The 12,950-nt window shown below is 68.9% G+C and carries 13 protein-coding genes; 4 read left to right on the top strand and 9 right to left on the bottom strand.

All coding sequences use genetic code 11. The features are described 5' to 3' along the window. Positions 1-17 precede the first annotated feature (17 nt). The 4 genes from QM774_RS11940 to QM774_RS11925 are packed head-to-tail and all read right to left on the bottom strand — an operon-like array spanning position 18 to position 3,532. The gene (locus QM774_RS11940; RefSeq protein ID WP_414976080.1) at positions 18-1,061 is read right to left on the bottom strand and encodes a phosphotransferase family protein; all 1,044 of its coding nucleotides are present in this window, start codon (positions 1,059-1,061) and stop codon (positions 18-20) included. Beyond that, positions 1,054-2,271, bottom strand: coding sequence for an acyl-CoA dehydrogenase family protein (locus QM774_RS11935; protein WP_414976079.1), 1,218 nt, complete (start codon positions 2,269-2,271; stop codon positions 1,054-1,056). Before QM774_RS11935 ends, QM774_RS11940 begins: the two co-directional genes overlap by 8 nt. A gap of 41 nt (positions 2,272-2,312) precedes the next feature. Next, positions 2,313-2,915: a TetR/AcrR family transcriptional regulator gene (locus QM774_RS11930; RefSeq protein ID WP_414976078.1), complete on the bottom strand. Its 603-nt coding sequence runs from the start codon at positions 2,913-2,915 to the stop codon at positions 2,313-2,315. Further along, positions 2,912-3,532, bottom strand: coding sequence for a TetR/AcrR family transcriptional regulator (locus tag QM774_RS11925; RefSeq protein WP_414976077.1), 621 nt, complete (start codon positions 3,530-3,532; stop codon positions 2,912-2,914). Before QM774_RS11925 ends, QM774_RS11930 begins: the two co-directional genes overlap by 4 nt. A gap of 86 nt (positions 3,533-3,618) precedes the next feature. On the opposite strand from QM774_RS11925, the gene QM774_RS11920 reads away from it, so the two are divergent. After that, a complete protein-coding gene (locus QM774_RS11920; RefSeq protein ID WP_414976076.1) occupies positions 3,619-4,509 on the top strand; it encodes an oxygenase MpaB family protein in 891 nt (296 codons plus the stop codon). 66 nt (positions 4,510-4,575) lie between these two features. Here QM774_RS11920 and QM774_RS11915 read toward each other — a convergent pair whose 3' ends face one another. Genes QM774_RS11915 through QM774_RS11895 form a run of 5 tightly spaced genes read right to left on the bottom strand, consistent with a single transcriptional unit; the run spans position 4,576 to position 9,396 of the window. Then, positions 4,576-5,871, bottom strand: coding sequence for an alpha-hydroxy-acid oxidizing protein (locus tag QM774_RS11915; protein ID WP_414976075.1), 1,296 nt, complete (start codon positions 5,869-5,871; stop codon positions 4,576-4,578). Positions 5,872-5,879: 8 nt separating this feature from the next. Beyond that, positions 5,880-6,359, bottom strand: a complete 480-nt coding sequence (locus QM774_RS11910; protein WP_414976074.1) for a DUF4334 domain-containing protein — start codon at positions 6,357-6,359, stop codon at positions 5,880-5,882. Continuing rightward, on the bottom strand, positions 6,356-7,873 hold the full coding sequence (locus tag QM774_RS11905) for a flavin-containing monooxygenase (RefSeq protein ID WP_414976073.1): 1,518 nt from the start codon (positions 7,871-7,873) through the stop codon (positions 6,356-6,358). The genes QM774_RS11910 and QM774_RS11905 overlap by 4 nt, the downstream gene beginning before the upstream one ends. Further along, a complete protein-coding gene (locus QM774_RS11900; RefSeq protein ID WP_414976072.1) occupies positions 7,873-8,811 on the bottom strand; it encodes a Ku protein in 939 nt (312 codons plus the stop codon). The genes QM774_RS11905 and QM774_RS11900 overlap by 1 nt, the downstream gene beginning before the upstream one ends. 48 nt (positions 8,812-8,859) lie before the next feature. Further along, entirely contained in the window at positions 8,860-9,396 is a 537-nt protein-coding gene (locus QM774_RS11895; protein WP_414976071.1) for a hypothetical protein, read from the bottom strand. A gap of 79 nt (positions 9,397-9,475) precedes the next feature. On the opposite strand from QM774_RS11895, the gene ligD reads away from it, so the two are divergent. The 3 genes from ligD (at position 9,476) to QM774_RS11880 (ending at position 12,937) form a co-directional block, all read left to right on the top strand. Continuing rightward, positions 9,476-11,452, top strand: coding sequence for a non-homologous end-joining DNA ligase (gene ligD / locus QM774_RS11890; RefSeq protein WP_414976070.1), 1,977 nt, complete (start codon positions 9,476-9,478; stop codon positions 11,450-11,452). Between the two features lie 52 nt (positions 11,453-11,504). Continuing rightward, entirely contained in the window at positions 11,505-12,251 is a 747-nt protein-coding gene (locus QM774_RS11885) for a metallophosphoesterase (protein ID WP_414976069.1), read from the top strand. A 116-nt stretch (positions 12,252-12,367) separates the two neighbouring features. After that, positions 12,368-12,937 carry a hypothetical protein gene (locus QM774_RS11880; RefSeq protein ID WP_414976068.1) on the top strand — a complete coding sequence of 190 codons (570 nt, stop codon included), beginning with the start codon at positions 12,368-12,370 and terminating at the stop codon, positions 12,935-12,937. The last annotated feature ends 13 nt before the right edge of the window (positions 12,938-12,950 follow it).

The raw sequence follows: 12,950 nt of genomic DNA, 5'->3' as shown, positions 1-12,950 counted from the left end.
GAGCTTGTCGAAAGGAGTCATCCGTTGATCGCTTTCAGTCCGTCGGCGATGAAGGTCGCCGTGGCTTCCGCGGCACGCTCGGCGCCGTCGGCGCCGGACGATCCGCCTTGCAGGGCGCGGTGTGTGATGCCTTCGGCGATCACCCCCAGCTTCAGGTTGGCCAGCCCCAGATAGAACGGCCAGTCGGACAGGTCGCGGCCGGACACCTCCGCATAGCGCTGTGCCATCGTGTCGGCGTCGGGGTACCGGTCGGAAGTCCAGGCCGCATCGAAGCCGAGCACGCGGGAGAACACCGGCGCGCGGTAGACGCACATCAGGGCGACGTCGGTCAGCGGGTCGCCGAGGGCCGCCATCTCCCAGTCGACGACGGCGGCGACGGTCGCCGGGTCGCCGGGCGCGAGGATCGTGTTGTCGACGCGGTAGTCGCCGTGCACGATCGTGCTGGCCGCCTCGGTGGGCACCCGTTCGGACAGCAGACCGGCGAGCTTCTCCACATCGGGCAGATCGCGGGTCTTCACCAGACCCCACTGCCGGGTCCACAACTTCACCTGGCGGGCGGCGAAGCCTTCCGGCTTGCCGAAATCGTCGAGCCCGACGGCCCGGTAGTCGACGGCGTGCAGGTCGGCGAGGGTGCGCACCAGGGCGTCGAAGTCGGCGGTCACCTGCTCGTCGGTCCAGGCGTCCATGTCGGCGACGGAGCGGACGACGTCACCGTCGACGTATCCGACGACGGTGCACGGGGCGCCAATGACCTCGCCGGTGCGGTCGATGGCGACCGGCGGGGCGACCGGGACGGCGGTGGGCACCAGCGCCGAGGTGACCGCCCATTCGCGGCCCATGTCGTGGGCGGACGGGGTGAGACCGGCCATCGGTGGCCGGCGGACCACCCAGTGGTGCTCGTCGTCGCGCACGTCGAAGGTGAGGTTGGAGCGGCCGCCGCTGATCAGATCGATGACGAGGTCACCGGTGACGGTGACCCCGTTGTCGGTGAGCAGCCTCTCCAGGTCCGCCGCCGCCAGTCCCGGGTGGTCACCGCGGATCTCCGCCGAGGTGTCAGACATTCCGGATGCCCTTCTCGTGCGCCTTGCGGGTGCGGCTGACCGCGCGCTTGGCGATCGCCCACCGGTGCACCTCGGAGGGCCCGTCGTAGATACGGAAGGGGCGCAGTTCGTTGGCGAGGCGGGCGAGCGGCAGATCGTCGGAGACGCCGAGGCCGCCGCACATCTGGATGGATCGGTCGAGGACGCGGGAGAAGGCCTCCGCGCCGAAGGTCTTGGCCATGGACGTCGAGTTGGAAGCGTGCTCGCCTTGATCGAGTTCGTAGCAGGCCCGCGCCAGGAGTGCTTCGGTGGCGGCGAGGTCGATCTCGTTGTCGGCGATCATCTGCTGGATCATGCCGAGGTCGCCGAGCCGGCCGCCGAATCCCTGACGGTCGGTCACGTAGTCCAGAGCGATGTCGTGGGCACGCTGCGCAATGCCCATCCAGCGCATGACGTGTGTCATGCGTGCCGGTCCGAGGCGGACCTGGGCGTACCGGTAGCCCTCGTCGACCTCGCCGAGGACGTCGGCGTCGGGGACGAAGACGTCGGTGAAGGTGACCTCGCAGTGGCCGCCGATCATGCCGCGGTCGCAGGTGTGGACGTAGCGGTCGACGGTGATGCCGGGGGTGTCCCCGGGGGCCAGGAACATGGTGGCGCCACCGCGGTCGCCGGGTTCGCCGCTGGTGCGGGCCATGATGATGAACATCCCCGCACCGTCGGCGCCGGTGATGAAGCGCTTCTTGCCGTTGATCTTCCAGCCGCCCTCGGCCTTCGTCGCCGCGGTCCGCAGGGCGTTGGGGTCGGCGCCGGCACCGGGGGCGGGCTCGGTCATCGCGAAGGCGCTGCGGATGTCGCCGGCGGCCAGCGGAGCGAGGTATTTCGCCTTCTGTTCCGGGTCGGCGATGGCGGCCAGCATGTGCACGTTGCCTTCGTCGGGGGCGCCGAGGTGCAGGGCGAGGGGGCCGAAGGTGGAGCGTCCGGCGGCGGTGAAGATCGGCGAACGGTCGGACATGCCCAGTCCGAGGCCGCCGTACTCCTTGGGGGCGTGCGGGGCGAAGATCCCGGCGGCCTTGGCCTGCTTGTTGAGGTCGAGGCGCAGCGCGTCGCCGCCGGCGGCCTGGGCATCGCCCTGGTGTTCGTTCTCGAGGGGCAGGCACACGTCGTTGACGAAGGTGCGGGTCCGCTCGATCAGATCGAGCACCTCGGGGTCATAGGACAGGTCGACGGCCATGATGGATCTCCTTACCGAACGTTCGCTCGGTTCGGAGGCTATCAGGACGCGGGCGTGTATCCGACCAGATCGCGCGCCAAAGCCAGATTCCGGGTCACCAGCTCGTCGACGTCGTACGGCCCGGCCGGCCGGTACCAGCTGGAGACGCCGACGCACATGGTCGCCAGCGCGCGTGCCGCGTCCTCCGGGTACGCGGTGGTGAACACCCCCGCCGTCACACCGTCCCGCACGGCGTCGTCGATCATCCGCTGCTGCCGGTCCCGATGCCCGATGTAGGTGCGGCGGTAGTCCGGGTCCATGCTGCGGATCTCCGACGAGCCGACGAACGCCTGTTCACGCCGGTTCATGTGGAATCGCAGCAGCGATTCGATGAGGGCGTCGAAACGGTCGACGGGATCGTCGCCGGCCTCGGCCAGGGCGGCTTCGCTGCGGCTGAGGAGGTCGGCCATCGCCATCTCCGAGACACCCTGCAGCAACGACTGCTTGGACGGGTAGTGGTGGTAGAGACCGGGGACCGAGAGACCGGCGCGCGCGGCGATGTCGCGCACCGAGGTGCCGTGGTAGCCCTGCTCGGCGAATGCCTCGAGCGCGGCTGCCAGGGGTGCGGGCAGGTCCTGGTCCTCGTAGTCCCGCCAGCCGGTCATGCGCGTTCCTCGGGCAGGAGCATGCGCACGCACACGCCGATCAGCTGATCCCGGTCGACGTCGAGCAGGCCCTCGTTCCAGGACGCGAGGATCCGGCCGAGGCCGCCCACCTGAAAATGCGCCGCCGCGGTCACCTCGGGTCCGGGCTCGAGGCCCAGCGCCTGTGTCGCCGACTCGGAGGTGAGCCGCACGAACAGCTGCGCAGCGGCGGCCCGCTTGTCGATGATCACCGGGCTGCGCAGCGTGTCGGCGAACATCAGCCGACCTTTGCGGGGATCGGATTCGATCACGTCCACGAGGGCGGTCACCGCGCCGGTCACCTTGTCGAGCGAGTCGTCGCCCGCGGCGAACGCCGTAAGCGCCCGCTCGGCGATCTCGGCGATCACCGCGTCGTAGGTCTCGCCGACCAGTTCGTCGGTGCCGGCGAAGCTCTCGTAGAAGTAGCGCGGGGTCAGTCGGGCGCGCTCGCAGATGCCGCGCACCGTGACCGAGCCGGGCTCGGGACCGGCGAGTTCGTCGAGCGTCGCTTCCATCAGTGCGGTCCGCCGCCGCGCGACGCGAGCGTCGCCGGCTTCTCCCCCATAGGAGCGCAAGGGCTCCGACTGCTGCGATGTCACCCGTTCATCTTGACACCCGTGACAACCGGGAGTTGAATCGAACCCACAAAGTGGTAACGGTTGTTATCAGTTGAATGGAGTAGGCGATGCCCGCCAAGGAACTGTCGACGGCGCAGGCGACGGAGCTCGCGCACCAGGCGGAGAACATGCCGCGGTCGCGTCGCGACGAGCTCGACAACGTCGTCGTCGACAAGCTCGACATGCTCGGTCCCGCACTCCTCGCCGGCCCCGCCAACGTCATCATGCAGCTGGCGTTGCCGGCCGTCGGCTACGGCGTCTACGAGAGCCGCGTCGAGTCGGGCAACCTGTTCAAGCACCCGGTCAAGCGCACCCGCACCACACTCACCTACCTGACCGTCGCCGCCATGGGCTCCCCCGACCTGCGCAAGGCGTACCGCCACGCGGTCAACAAGGCGCACGCCTACGTGCGTTCCGACGAGAACAGTCCGGTGAAGTACAACGCCTTCGACCCGAAGCTGCAACTGTGGGTCGCGGCCTGCCTGTACAAGGGCTGGGAGGACGTGGAGCGACTGTTCGGCGATCCCGCCAACATCACCGAAGAGGCCTACCAGCAGGGCGCCGTCATGGGAACCACCCTGCAGATGCCCCGCGAGTTGTGGCCGGCCACCCGTGCCGACTTCGAGGAGTACTGGCAGACCACCATCGCGGAGCTGCAGATCGACGACGTGATCCGCGACCACCTCCTGGCCATCGCCACCCTCAAGTTCTCGGCACCACCGGTCCGCATCGTCCTCGGCTGGTGGTCGTACATGCTGACCATCGGCTTCCTGGAGGAGGGCTTCCGGGAGAAGATGGGCATCCGTCAGACCCCACTGGAGAAGACGGTGTTCGACGCCCACACCTTCGCCCTGCGCACCGCCCTCAAGGTGATGCCGAAACCACTCCGCGAGTTCCCGTTCAACCTCTTCCTCGCGGATGTGAAATGGCGCGTGAAGACCGGCCGCTCACTGGTCTGACGCCCCCAGAGCCGACCCGCAGCCCGGGTCGGGGTCGTACCGCCGGTCGGGGGCGGTGCGACCCACCTATTTCAGGTCTTTGAGGGCCGAACGGTCCAGATCCTTGACGTCGGTGTGACCGGACAGGCCCAGCGTGAGGTCGAGTTCGGCGACGATGTTCGACACCGCTTCTCGTGCACCCTCGGCGCCGGCGAGAGCCAGGCCGTACATGTGTGGGCGGCCGATGCAGACGGCGTCGGCACCCAGCGCCAGCGCCTTGAAGACGTCCGATCCGCTGTAGAAGCCCGAGTCGGCGAGGATGGTGATCTTGCCGCCGACCGCGTCGACGACGTCCACCAGCGCGTCCGTCGACGAGATGGAACCGTCCACCTGGCGGCCTCCGTGGTTGGACACGATGATCCCGTCGACGCCGGACTTCACCGCCCGCTGTGCGTCGTCGGGGTGCAGGACACCCTTCAAGACGATCGGCAGATCCGTCTTCTTGCGCAGGACGGCGACGTCGTCCCACGACAGCGACGGCCGCGAATAGATGTCCAGGAACGTCTGCACCGCGGCGCGCGGCTGCGGGGAGGTGAGGTTCTTGAACATCTTCCCGGGATAGTTCTTCGCGATGGAGAACAGGGTCTTGATCGCCCCCACCGACACCTCCGGCCTGTCATCGGCACTCTCGGCGCGGACCCGTTCGTCGACGATCTTCGCGAACTCCGTATCGGAGGTGTACTGGTTGATCCCCTCGCCGCGGGCGAACGGCAACGACCCCAGGTTCAGGTCCTGCGGACGCCAGCCCAGCATGGTGGTGTCCAGGGTGAGGGCGAGGGCGGAAGCACCCATCTTCTCGGCGCGCGCGATCAGGCTGTCGACGAGGCGATCGTCGGTGGACCAGTACAGCTGGAACCAGCGCGGCGCGCCGGGCGTGACCGCGTCCATGGCGGCGGCGACGTCCTCCATCGGTGCGCAGCCCTGGTTGGAGAAGATGTACGGCAGGCCGAGCTGCGCGGCGGCCGTGCCGATGTGCACGTCGGCGTCCGGGTAGGCGAGGGCGCCCGCTCCGACCGGCGCGAACAGTACCGGGGCCGGCAGTTCGTCGCCGAACAGTTCGATGCCCAGATTCCGTGTGCTGACGTCGCGCAGGACGCGCGGCACGATCGCCCAGCGGTCCAGGGCGGCGCGGTTGGCCGTCATCGTGCGACCCTCGCCGGCGCCGCCGGCGATGTACGCCCAGCCCCGCTCGGACATCTTCGCCCGGGCGAGAGCCTCGAGATCCGCGAAATCGGTGGGCACCGTGGGAGTGCGGTCGTGGATGCCCGCCGTGTAGATCTCGTTCTGCCGGGCGCGGCCCGCGTTCTCCGGAATTCCCGTCACCGGTCTCGTCACCCGTCCTCACGTTGCAGATAGAAATAGAAGTGCTTGTCGCGGACCAGGGACGTCTTGCCGTTCATGATCCCCATCAGGGTGGCGTCGTCGACCTTTTTGAAGTGGTCGATCACCGGTTGCCCGTCGTACACCATCGAGGCGGTGCTCTCGCCCCGGAACTCGACCGTCCAGAGACTGGCCTCCCCCTTGCCGATCTCGGTGTTCGAGTACAGGTTCCCGTCGGCATCGCGGCACACCATCGGCGCCACGTCGTAGGGGCTCTTGAACCATTTGCCGTGCCAGTTCACCGATGCCAGAAGGCCGTCCATCCGGTGGCCGGAAGGCAGTTCCCCGCCCTTCCAGTCGCCGAGGATCTCGTCCACGCCGACGGTCGGCAGAGCCGCCCAGATCGCGTCCAGGTCGGCGGGATCGCTGACCTCCTGCGAGTCGACACGCGTCCAGAAGTCGGCGATCGCCGCCTCTCGAGTGAGGGTCATCGGCGTTCGGCGTCCTTCTCGTCGACGACGGCCGGCTTGGTAGCACGGCCGAACTCCATGTCCTGCGTGACGTCGTACCGCCGGGCATCGACTGCGTCGAGCACCAGGTTGTGCCGCACCTGCCAGGGCGCCCGGTCACCGGCTTTGGGCAGCCGGTCGCCGGCCCGCTTGACGTAGCCCGAGTCCAGTTCCAGCAGAGCGTGCGTCTGCGGCTCTGTGCCGTGCAGCGTCGGGTACGCCCGCGTGTACCCGTTCTCACGCATGTGGGCGATGAGGTCGGCGACGGCCTGGCTGGTGAGGTCGACGCGGAGTGTCCACGACGCGTTCGTGTAGCCGACCGACCAGGCGAAGTTCGGGACGTCGCCGAGCATGTAGCCGCGGTACGCGTAGGACTGGCCCGGATCCACCTTCGTGCCGTCCACCGACAGGTCGATGCCGCCGAGCGCGACCAGCTCCAGCCCGGTCGCGGTGACGATGATGTCGGCCGGCAGCTCGCGGCCCGATGCGGTCCGGACGCCGGTCTCGGTGAACGTGTCGATGGTGTCGGTGACGATCTCCGCCGATCCGTCGGCGACGGCCTTGTAGAAGTCGCCTTCCGGGATCACGCACAGCCGCTGATCCCATGGCGCGTAGGCCGGCTTGAAGTCCTTGTCGACGGGGTAGCCGTCGGGCAGGTAGTGCTTGGCGATCCGCCGGAACATGCGTCGCGACGTCTTCGGGAAGGTGCGGCAGAACTCGTACATGCCGAACGTGAGCAGCGCGTTGCGGTAGCGCGTGATGTCGTGCGACCACTGACGGGGCAGCACCTTCCGCAGGGTCGACGTCATCGGGTCGGTCCACGGATACGGGAACAGGTAGGTCGGTGACCGTTGCAGCATGGTGACGTGCCCGGCGGTCGGCGCCATCGACGGGATCAGGGTGACGGCGGTGGCGCCGCTGCCGATCACGACGACGTTCTTGCCGCTGTAGTCGAGGTCGGCCGGCCAGAACTGCGGATGCACGACGGTGCCGGTGAACGTCTCCCGCCCCGGGAACTCCGGAGTGTAGCCGGTGTCGTAGCGGTAGTAGCCGGCGCAGACGTACAGGAAGCGGGTCCGGAAGCTGACCGGCTCGCCGTCCACGCGGGCATCGACGGACCACAGGTCGGTGGTGGTGTCGAAGTCCGCCGAGAGCACCTCGGTCTTGAACCTGATGTGCGGTGCGATGCCGAAGTCGCGGGCGGTGTCCTCGAGGTAGGTCCGGATCTCCTCGCCCTGCGCCATCAGCCGGTCACCGGTCCACGGGTTCCACGGGAAACTGAGGGTGAAGATGTCCGAGTCCGAGCGCACGCCCGGGTAGCGGAAGAGGTCCCAGGTGCCGCCGATCCGGTCGCGGTTCTCCAGGATCGTGTAGGTGAGTCCGGGGTTGCGTTCGGTGAGGCGGTACGCCGCATCGATGCCGGACAGTCCGGCTCCGACGATGAGGACGTCCCAGATCTCCTGGTCGGTCCCGTTCTGCGCAGATCGTCCCGGCATCAGCTCGCCGCCTTCTTCTTCGTCGTCTTGGTGCCAGCCGTCTTGGTGCTGGCCGTTTTGGTGCTGGCCGTTTTGGTGCTGGCCGTTTTGGTGCTGGCCGTTTTGGTGTTCGCCGCCTTGGTGCCCGCGCCCGTCGCGGGCTTCTTCTTGCCGGCCGGTGCCGCACGATCGGCGACCGATGCGCGCAGGGCGGCGAGCAGGTCGGCCACCTCGTCGGAGTCCGCGGGGGCGGCCGCCGCGTCGTCGTCGGTGAACGCGTCCCCGCCATCGGCCTTGGCTTCGATCAGCTTGGCCAGCTCGGTCTCGTAGGTGTCCTCGAACTGTTCGGGGTCGAAGTCGGTCGCCATGGTGTCGATGAGCGACGACGCCATGTCGAGTTCCTGAGGCCGGATCGCGACGTCCTCGTCGAGGAATGCGAAGTCGGGCTTGCGGATCTCGTCCGGCCACAGCAACGTCTGCAGGGTCATCACCCCGTCGATGACGCGCAGTGCCGCCATCCGGGTGCGGCTGCGCAGCGTGAACGTCGCGATGGCGAGGCGATCGGTGCTCTCCAGCGCCTGCGCGAGCAACACGTACGCCTTCGGCGACTTGGAGGCCGGCTCCAGGTAGTAGGCCTTGTCGAAGTAGATGGGGTCCACCTGATCGGCGGGCACGAACTCGGTGATCGCGATCTCCGGGCTCTTGTTCACCGGCAGCGACGCGATGTCGTCCTTGGTGAGCACGACGGTGCGCCCGTCGTCGGCTTCGTACGCGTTGGCGATGTTCGCGAAGTCGACCTCGGTGTCGGTGCCCTCCCGCACGCGGCGGTAGCGGATCCGGGTGCCGTCCTTGGCATCGACCTGATGCGATGCCCGGTCGTGGCTCTCGGTCGCCGAGTAGACCTTGACCGGCACATTGACCAGGCCGAAGCTGACGTCACCCTTCCAGATCGAGCGCATGGCGCCATTGTGCCACCGAACGACGGCAATATCGCCGAGAGCGGCGGTCTACCTCCAGACCCAGAAGTCGACCTGCCGCGCGTTCCCGAGGAAGCCGTATCCCAGGTAGACCCCGTTCGGCAGTCGCCGCAGCTCGTCGTGGGCGAAGGGAAGGCCGGACCGGCGGTAGTCGATCCGGATCACCGGACGGTTGTCGACCGTCGAGCGCGCGACGTAGACGTCGGCCGGGACGAGGTCGCCGGCGGCGGTGCGGTTCGTGAGCCAGCCGCGGTGGAAGGTCTTACCGGACCAGATCGCCGCTGCCGCCGACGAGAGGGCGTCGTCGGGTGCACCGACCGGTCGGGTCTGCCCGTTCATGACGCCGAGCGGCATCGTTCCTCGCGCGGCGCCGGCGAAGAGCCGGTCGAACGCGGCCTGGCTGCACGAGTCGCGGAGCGCCCGCGCCGTCGCGACCTTCGACGCCGACGACGGCACCGTGCGCGGGCACGAGGGTGCTGCGCCGGCGGGAGCGGCGAGGGCCGCCGTCGATCCGATGCACACGGCCGCCAGCAGAGCGGACAGGGTCTTCCGGGAAGTGATTGTCATGGCGTCTCCTCGCGACGATCCGACCCGGCTTTCACGGTAGACCCGCCGCGGCGCCGTGGGAACAGGCGACAATGGTGCCATGGCGGGTTCGGAGCTGGAGGTCGACGGCCACCTGATCACGGTGACGAACCTCGACCGCGTCCTGTATCCGGAGACCGGAACCCGCAAGTACGACGTCATCGCGTACTACCTGGCGGTGGCCGACGCGATGCTGCCGCACATGACGCTGCGCCCGGTGACCCGCAAACGGTGGCCGTCCGGGGTGCCGCGGGCGGACGGTGCCGGTGCGGCCGCGCCCTTCTTCGAGAAGAATCTGCCCGTGTCGGCACCGGACTGGATTGCGCGGTTCACCATTGCGCACAGCAACGAGGGCAAGACGTACCCGGTGGCGTGCAGCGCCGCCGATCTGGTGTGGTTCGCCCAGATGGCGGCGCTGGAACTGCATGTGCCGCAGTGGCGTACCGACCTCGTGGAGGAGCAGATTCCACGCACCGACCGCCTGGTCCTGGACCTGGATCCGGGTCCCGGGGTTCCGTTGAGTCAGGTCGCGCAGGTGGCGTCGACGATCCGCGAGGTCCTCGCGGACGCCGGCATGACCGCCTATCCGGTGACCAGTGGCGGCAGCGGTATGCACGTCTACGCCAACCTGCCGTCGGTGGTGCGGACCGACTCGGCGCGCACCCTCGCCAAGGAGATCGCCACCGGTCTGCAGCAGGCCCATCCCGACGACATCACCGCCTCGATGGCGAAGGACGCGCGCGAAGGCCGGGTGTTCATCGACTGGAGCCAGAACAGCGCGGCCAAGACCACTCTGGCCCCCTATTCGATGCGGGGTCGTGAGCGGCCGTGGGCGGCCGCGCCCCGGACGTGGGCCGAGCTCGACGATCCCGGATTGCGCCAGTTGCTGTACTCGGAGGTGATCGAACGGCTCACCGCCGACGGGGATCTGCTCGCCGGACTCGACGGTTCCCCGCCGCCGCCCGCCGCCCCCACCGACCGCGCCGATCCTCCGGCCCGGCCCCCGTCGCACGGAGACCACGGCGTCGTCGACCTCGGCGAGTACCGCAGCCGGCACGCCTCGCCACCGGCCGGCATCACGGCGGACCGGAGCGACTCCGGCGGCATCGTCGTGCCGCTGCGCCCGATGCTGGCCGTCGACGAAGGCATCGCCGGGCTGACCGACGACGACTGGGCGTTCGAAGGCAAATGGGACGGCTACCGGGTGCTCGCCCGCATCCTCGACGGCCGGATCCGTCTGCAGTCCCGGTCCGGCATCGACATGACCGCCGACTTCCCCGAACTGGATGTCTTGACCGACGCCCTCGCCGGGCACGACGTGATCCTGGACGGCGAAGTGGTGGCTCTCGACGACGCCGGCCGCACCGACTTCACGCTGCTGGCGTCACGACGCAAACGGCCCGGCGAGTTCACCCTCAAGCTGCTGCTGTTCGACGTCCTGCATCTGGACGGCCGGGATCTCGAGTCGCTGCCGTGGGAGCAGCGCCGCGCGATGCTCGACGGCCTGGCCCCGCTGCTGGCCGGATCGCCGGCGGAGATCCCGCCGCTCATCGACGGACCGGGCGCCGCGGCCGCCGATCACGCGCGCAGCAACGGCTGGGAAGGGGTGGTGGCCAAGCGCCGGTCGTCGCCGTACCGGCAGGGCCGGCGCAGCGCCGACTGGCGTAAGGCGAAGAACTGGAACGACGTGTCGGTGGTGATCGGCGGTTACCGGTTGGGGCGCGGTGAAAGCAACGCCCGCACGCTGGGGTCGCTGCTGGTCGGACTGCCCGAGGAGACCGGCCTGCGGTACGTCGGCCGGGTCGGCACCGGGTTCACCCAGGCGCAGGCCGCCGACCTGCTGGCCGAGTTGCGGCCGCTGGAGATCAGCATCTGCCCGTTCGTCGACACCCTCGACCGTCCGGTCGCCTCGAGCGCGACCTGGGTGCTGCCGAAGCTGGTCGCCGACGTCCGCTTCATGGACTGGACGTCGACGGGTCATCTGCGTCACCCTTCGTGGCGCGGAGTGCGCCGCGACCTTCTGCCCGGCGATCTGTGAGTCCCGAACGAGCGTTCGGCATCGGCCCCGGCGCTCGGCTAGCCTGGGTGGCATGTCGATCGTCGCGCAGGTCAGTGATCTGCACTTCAACGGCGATCCGGTCCACCGGCGCCGGGCCCGCGCCCTCCTGGACTACCTCCACTCGACGGCCGGCGGCGGATCGGAGATCGACGCCCTGATCGTGTCCGGCGATCTCGCCGACGAGGGCACGCAGGACGAGTACCGCGAAGCCTTCGAGAACATCGTCACCGACATCCCGACACTGGTCCTGCTGGGTAATCACGACGACCGTGCCGCCTTCACCACCGTGCGTGACGGCGAGGCGTCGACCGCACCGGTGAACTCGTCGCTGGTGCGTGACGGACTTCTGGTGCTGGCCCTGGATTCCTCGATCCCCGGCCGCAACGACGGCGCTCTGTCGCCGGAGACGCTCGAGTACGCCCGCGCCGAGATCGCGGCGGCCGGCGACGTCGACGTCCTGGTGTCGTTCCACCACCCGCCGGCGGTGATCGGTCTGCCGATGATGGACGAACGCCGACTCTTCGACACCGCGGGGCTGGAGGCGCTGATCGCCGACCACCCGAACATCGTCGGACTGGCGGTCGGCCACGCCCACACCCCGGCCGCGACGATCTTCGCGGGCCGTCCGCTGGTGATCGCCCCCGGCAGCGCGTCGACGTTGAATCTCCCGCTCGAGGGCGCCGACGTCCTGAACCAGACGCAGGGCCCCGGGCTGGTGTTCCACGTCATCGACGACCACCGCATGACGAGTCACTTCCGCGTCCTCTCCACCTGGTAGACGGCCTCTCGCTCCTTGAGTGCCGCACGCTCGGCGGCGCGCAGTGGGACAGGCGCGCGGTGGGACATGAGCCACACTCCGGTCGCTACTCGCCGGTACTGGCCTACCGTTCCGGCATGGACGTCGAGTTTCCCGATCCGATCCGTTCGGAGCTGATCCGCCGCTGGAACGAGCCCCACCGCCGCCACCACGATCAGCGGCATCTCGATGAGGTCCTCGCCGCCCTCGACCTGCTGCGCGGAGCCGGCCTCGAGTTCGACGTACGGCCGACTGTTCTGGCGGCCTGGTTTCACGACGCGGTCTACAAGCCGTTGAGCCCGGCCAACGAGAAGGCCTCCGCCGACCTCGCGCGCCGCCTGCTGGCCGATGACGACGACCGCGACGAGGTGGCGCGGCTCGTCGAACTCACCGAGACCCACACACCGGCCGCCGACGACGCGAACGGCATCGCTCTGTCGGACGCCGACTTCGCGGTGTTGGGTGCGAGCCCGCAACGCTACGACGAGTACGCGGCGAATGTCCGGCACGAGTACCGGCGCGTGCCCGGTTTCGTGTACCGCCGCAAGCGCCGGGAGTTGCTGTCCGAGTTCCTCACCCGCGACCACATCTATGCGTCCCAGTCCGCCCAGGATCTGTGGGAGTCACCGGCGCGCGCCAACATCTCACGGGAGATCGCGGCCCTATGAGCCCGCCGACGCC

It is taken from the genome of Gordonia sp. (in: high G+C Gram-positive bacteria) (assembly GCF_047600565.1).
Classification (GTDB): domain Bacteria; phylum Actinomycetota; class Actinomycetes; order Mycobacteriales; family Mycobacteriaceae; genus Gordonia.
Note: the sequence above shows the minus strand (reverse complement) of the source record. Positions and strands in the feature narration are given on the sequence as shown.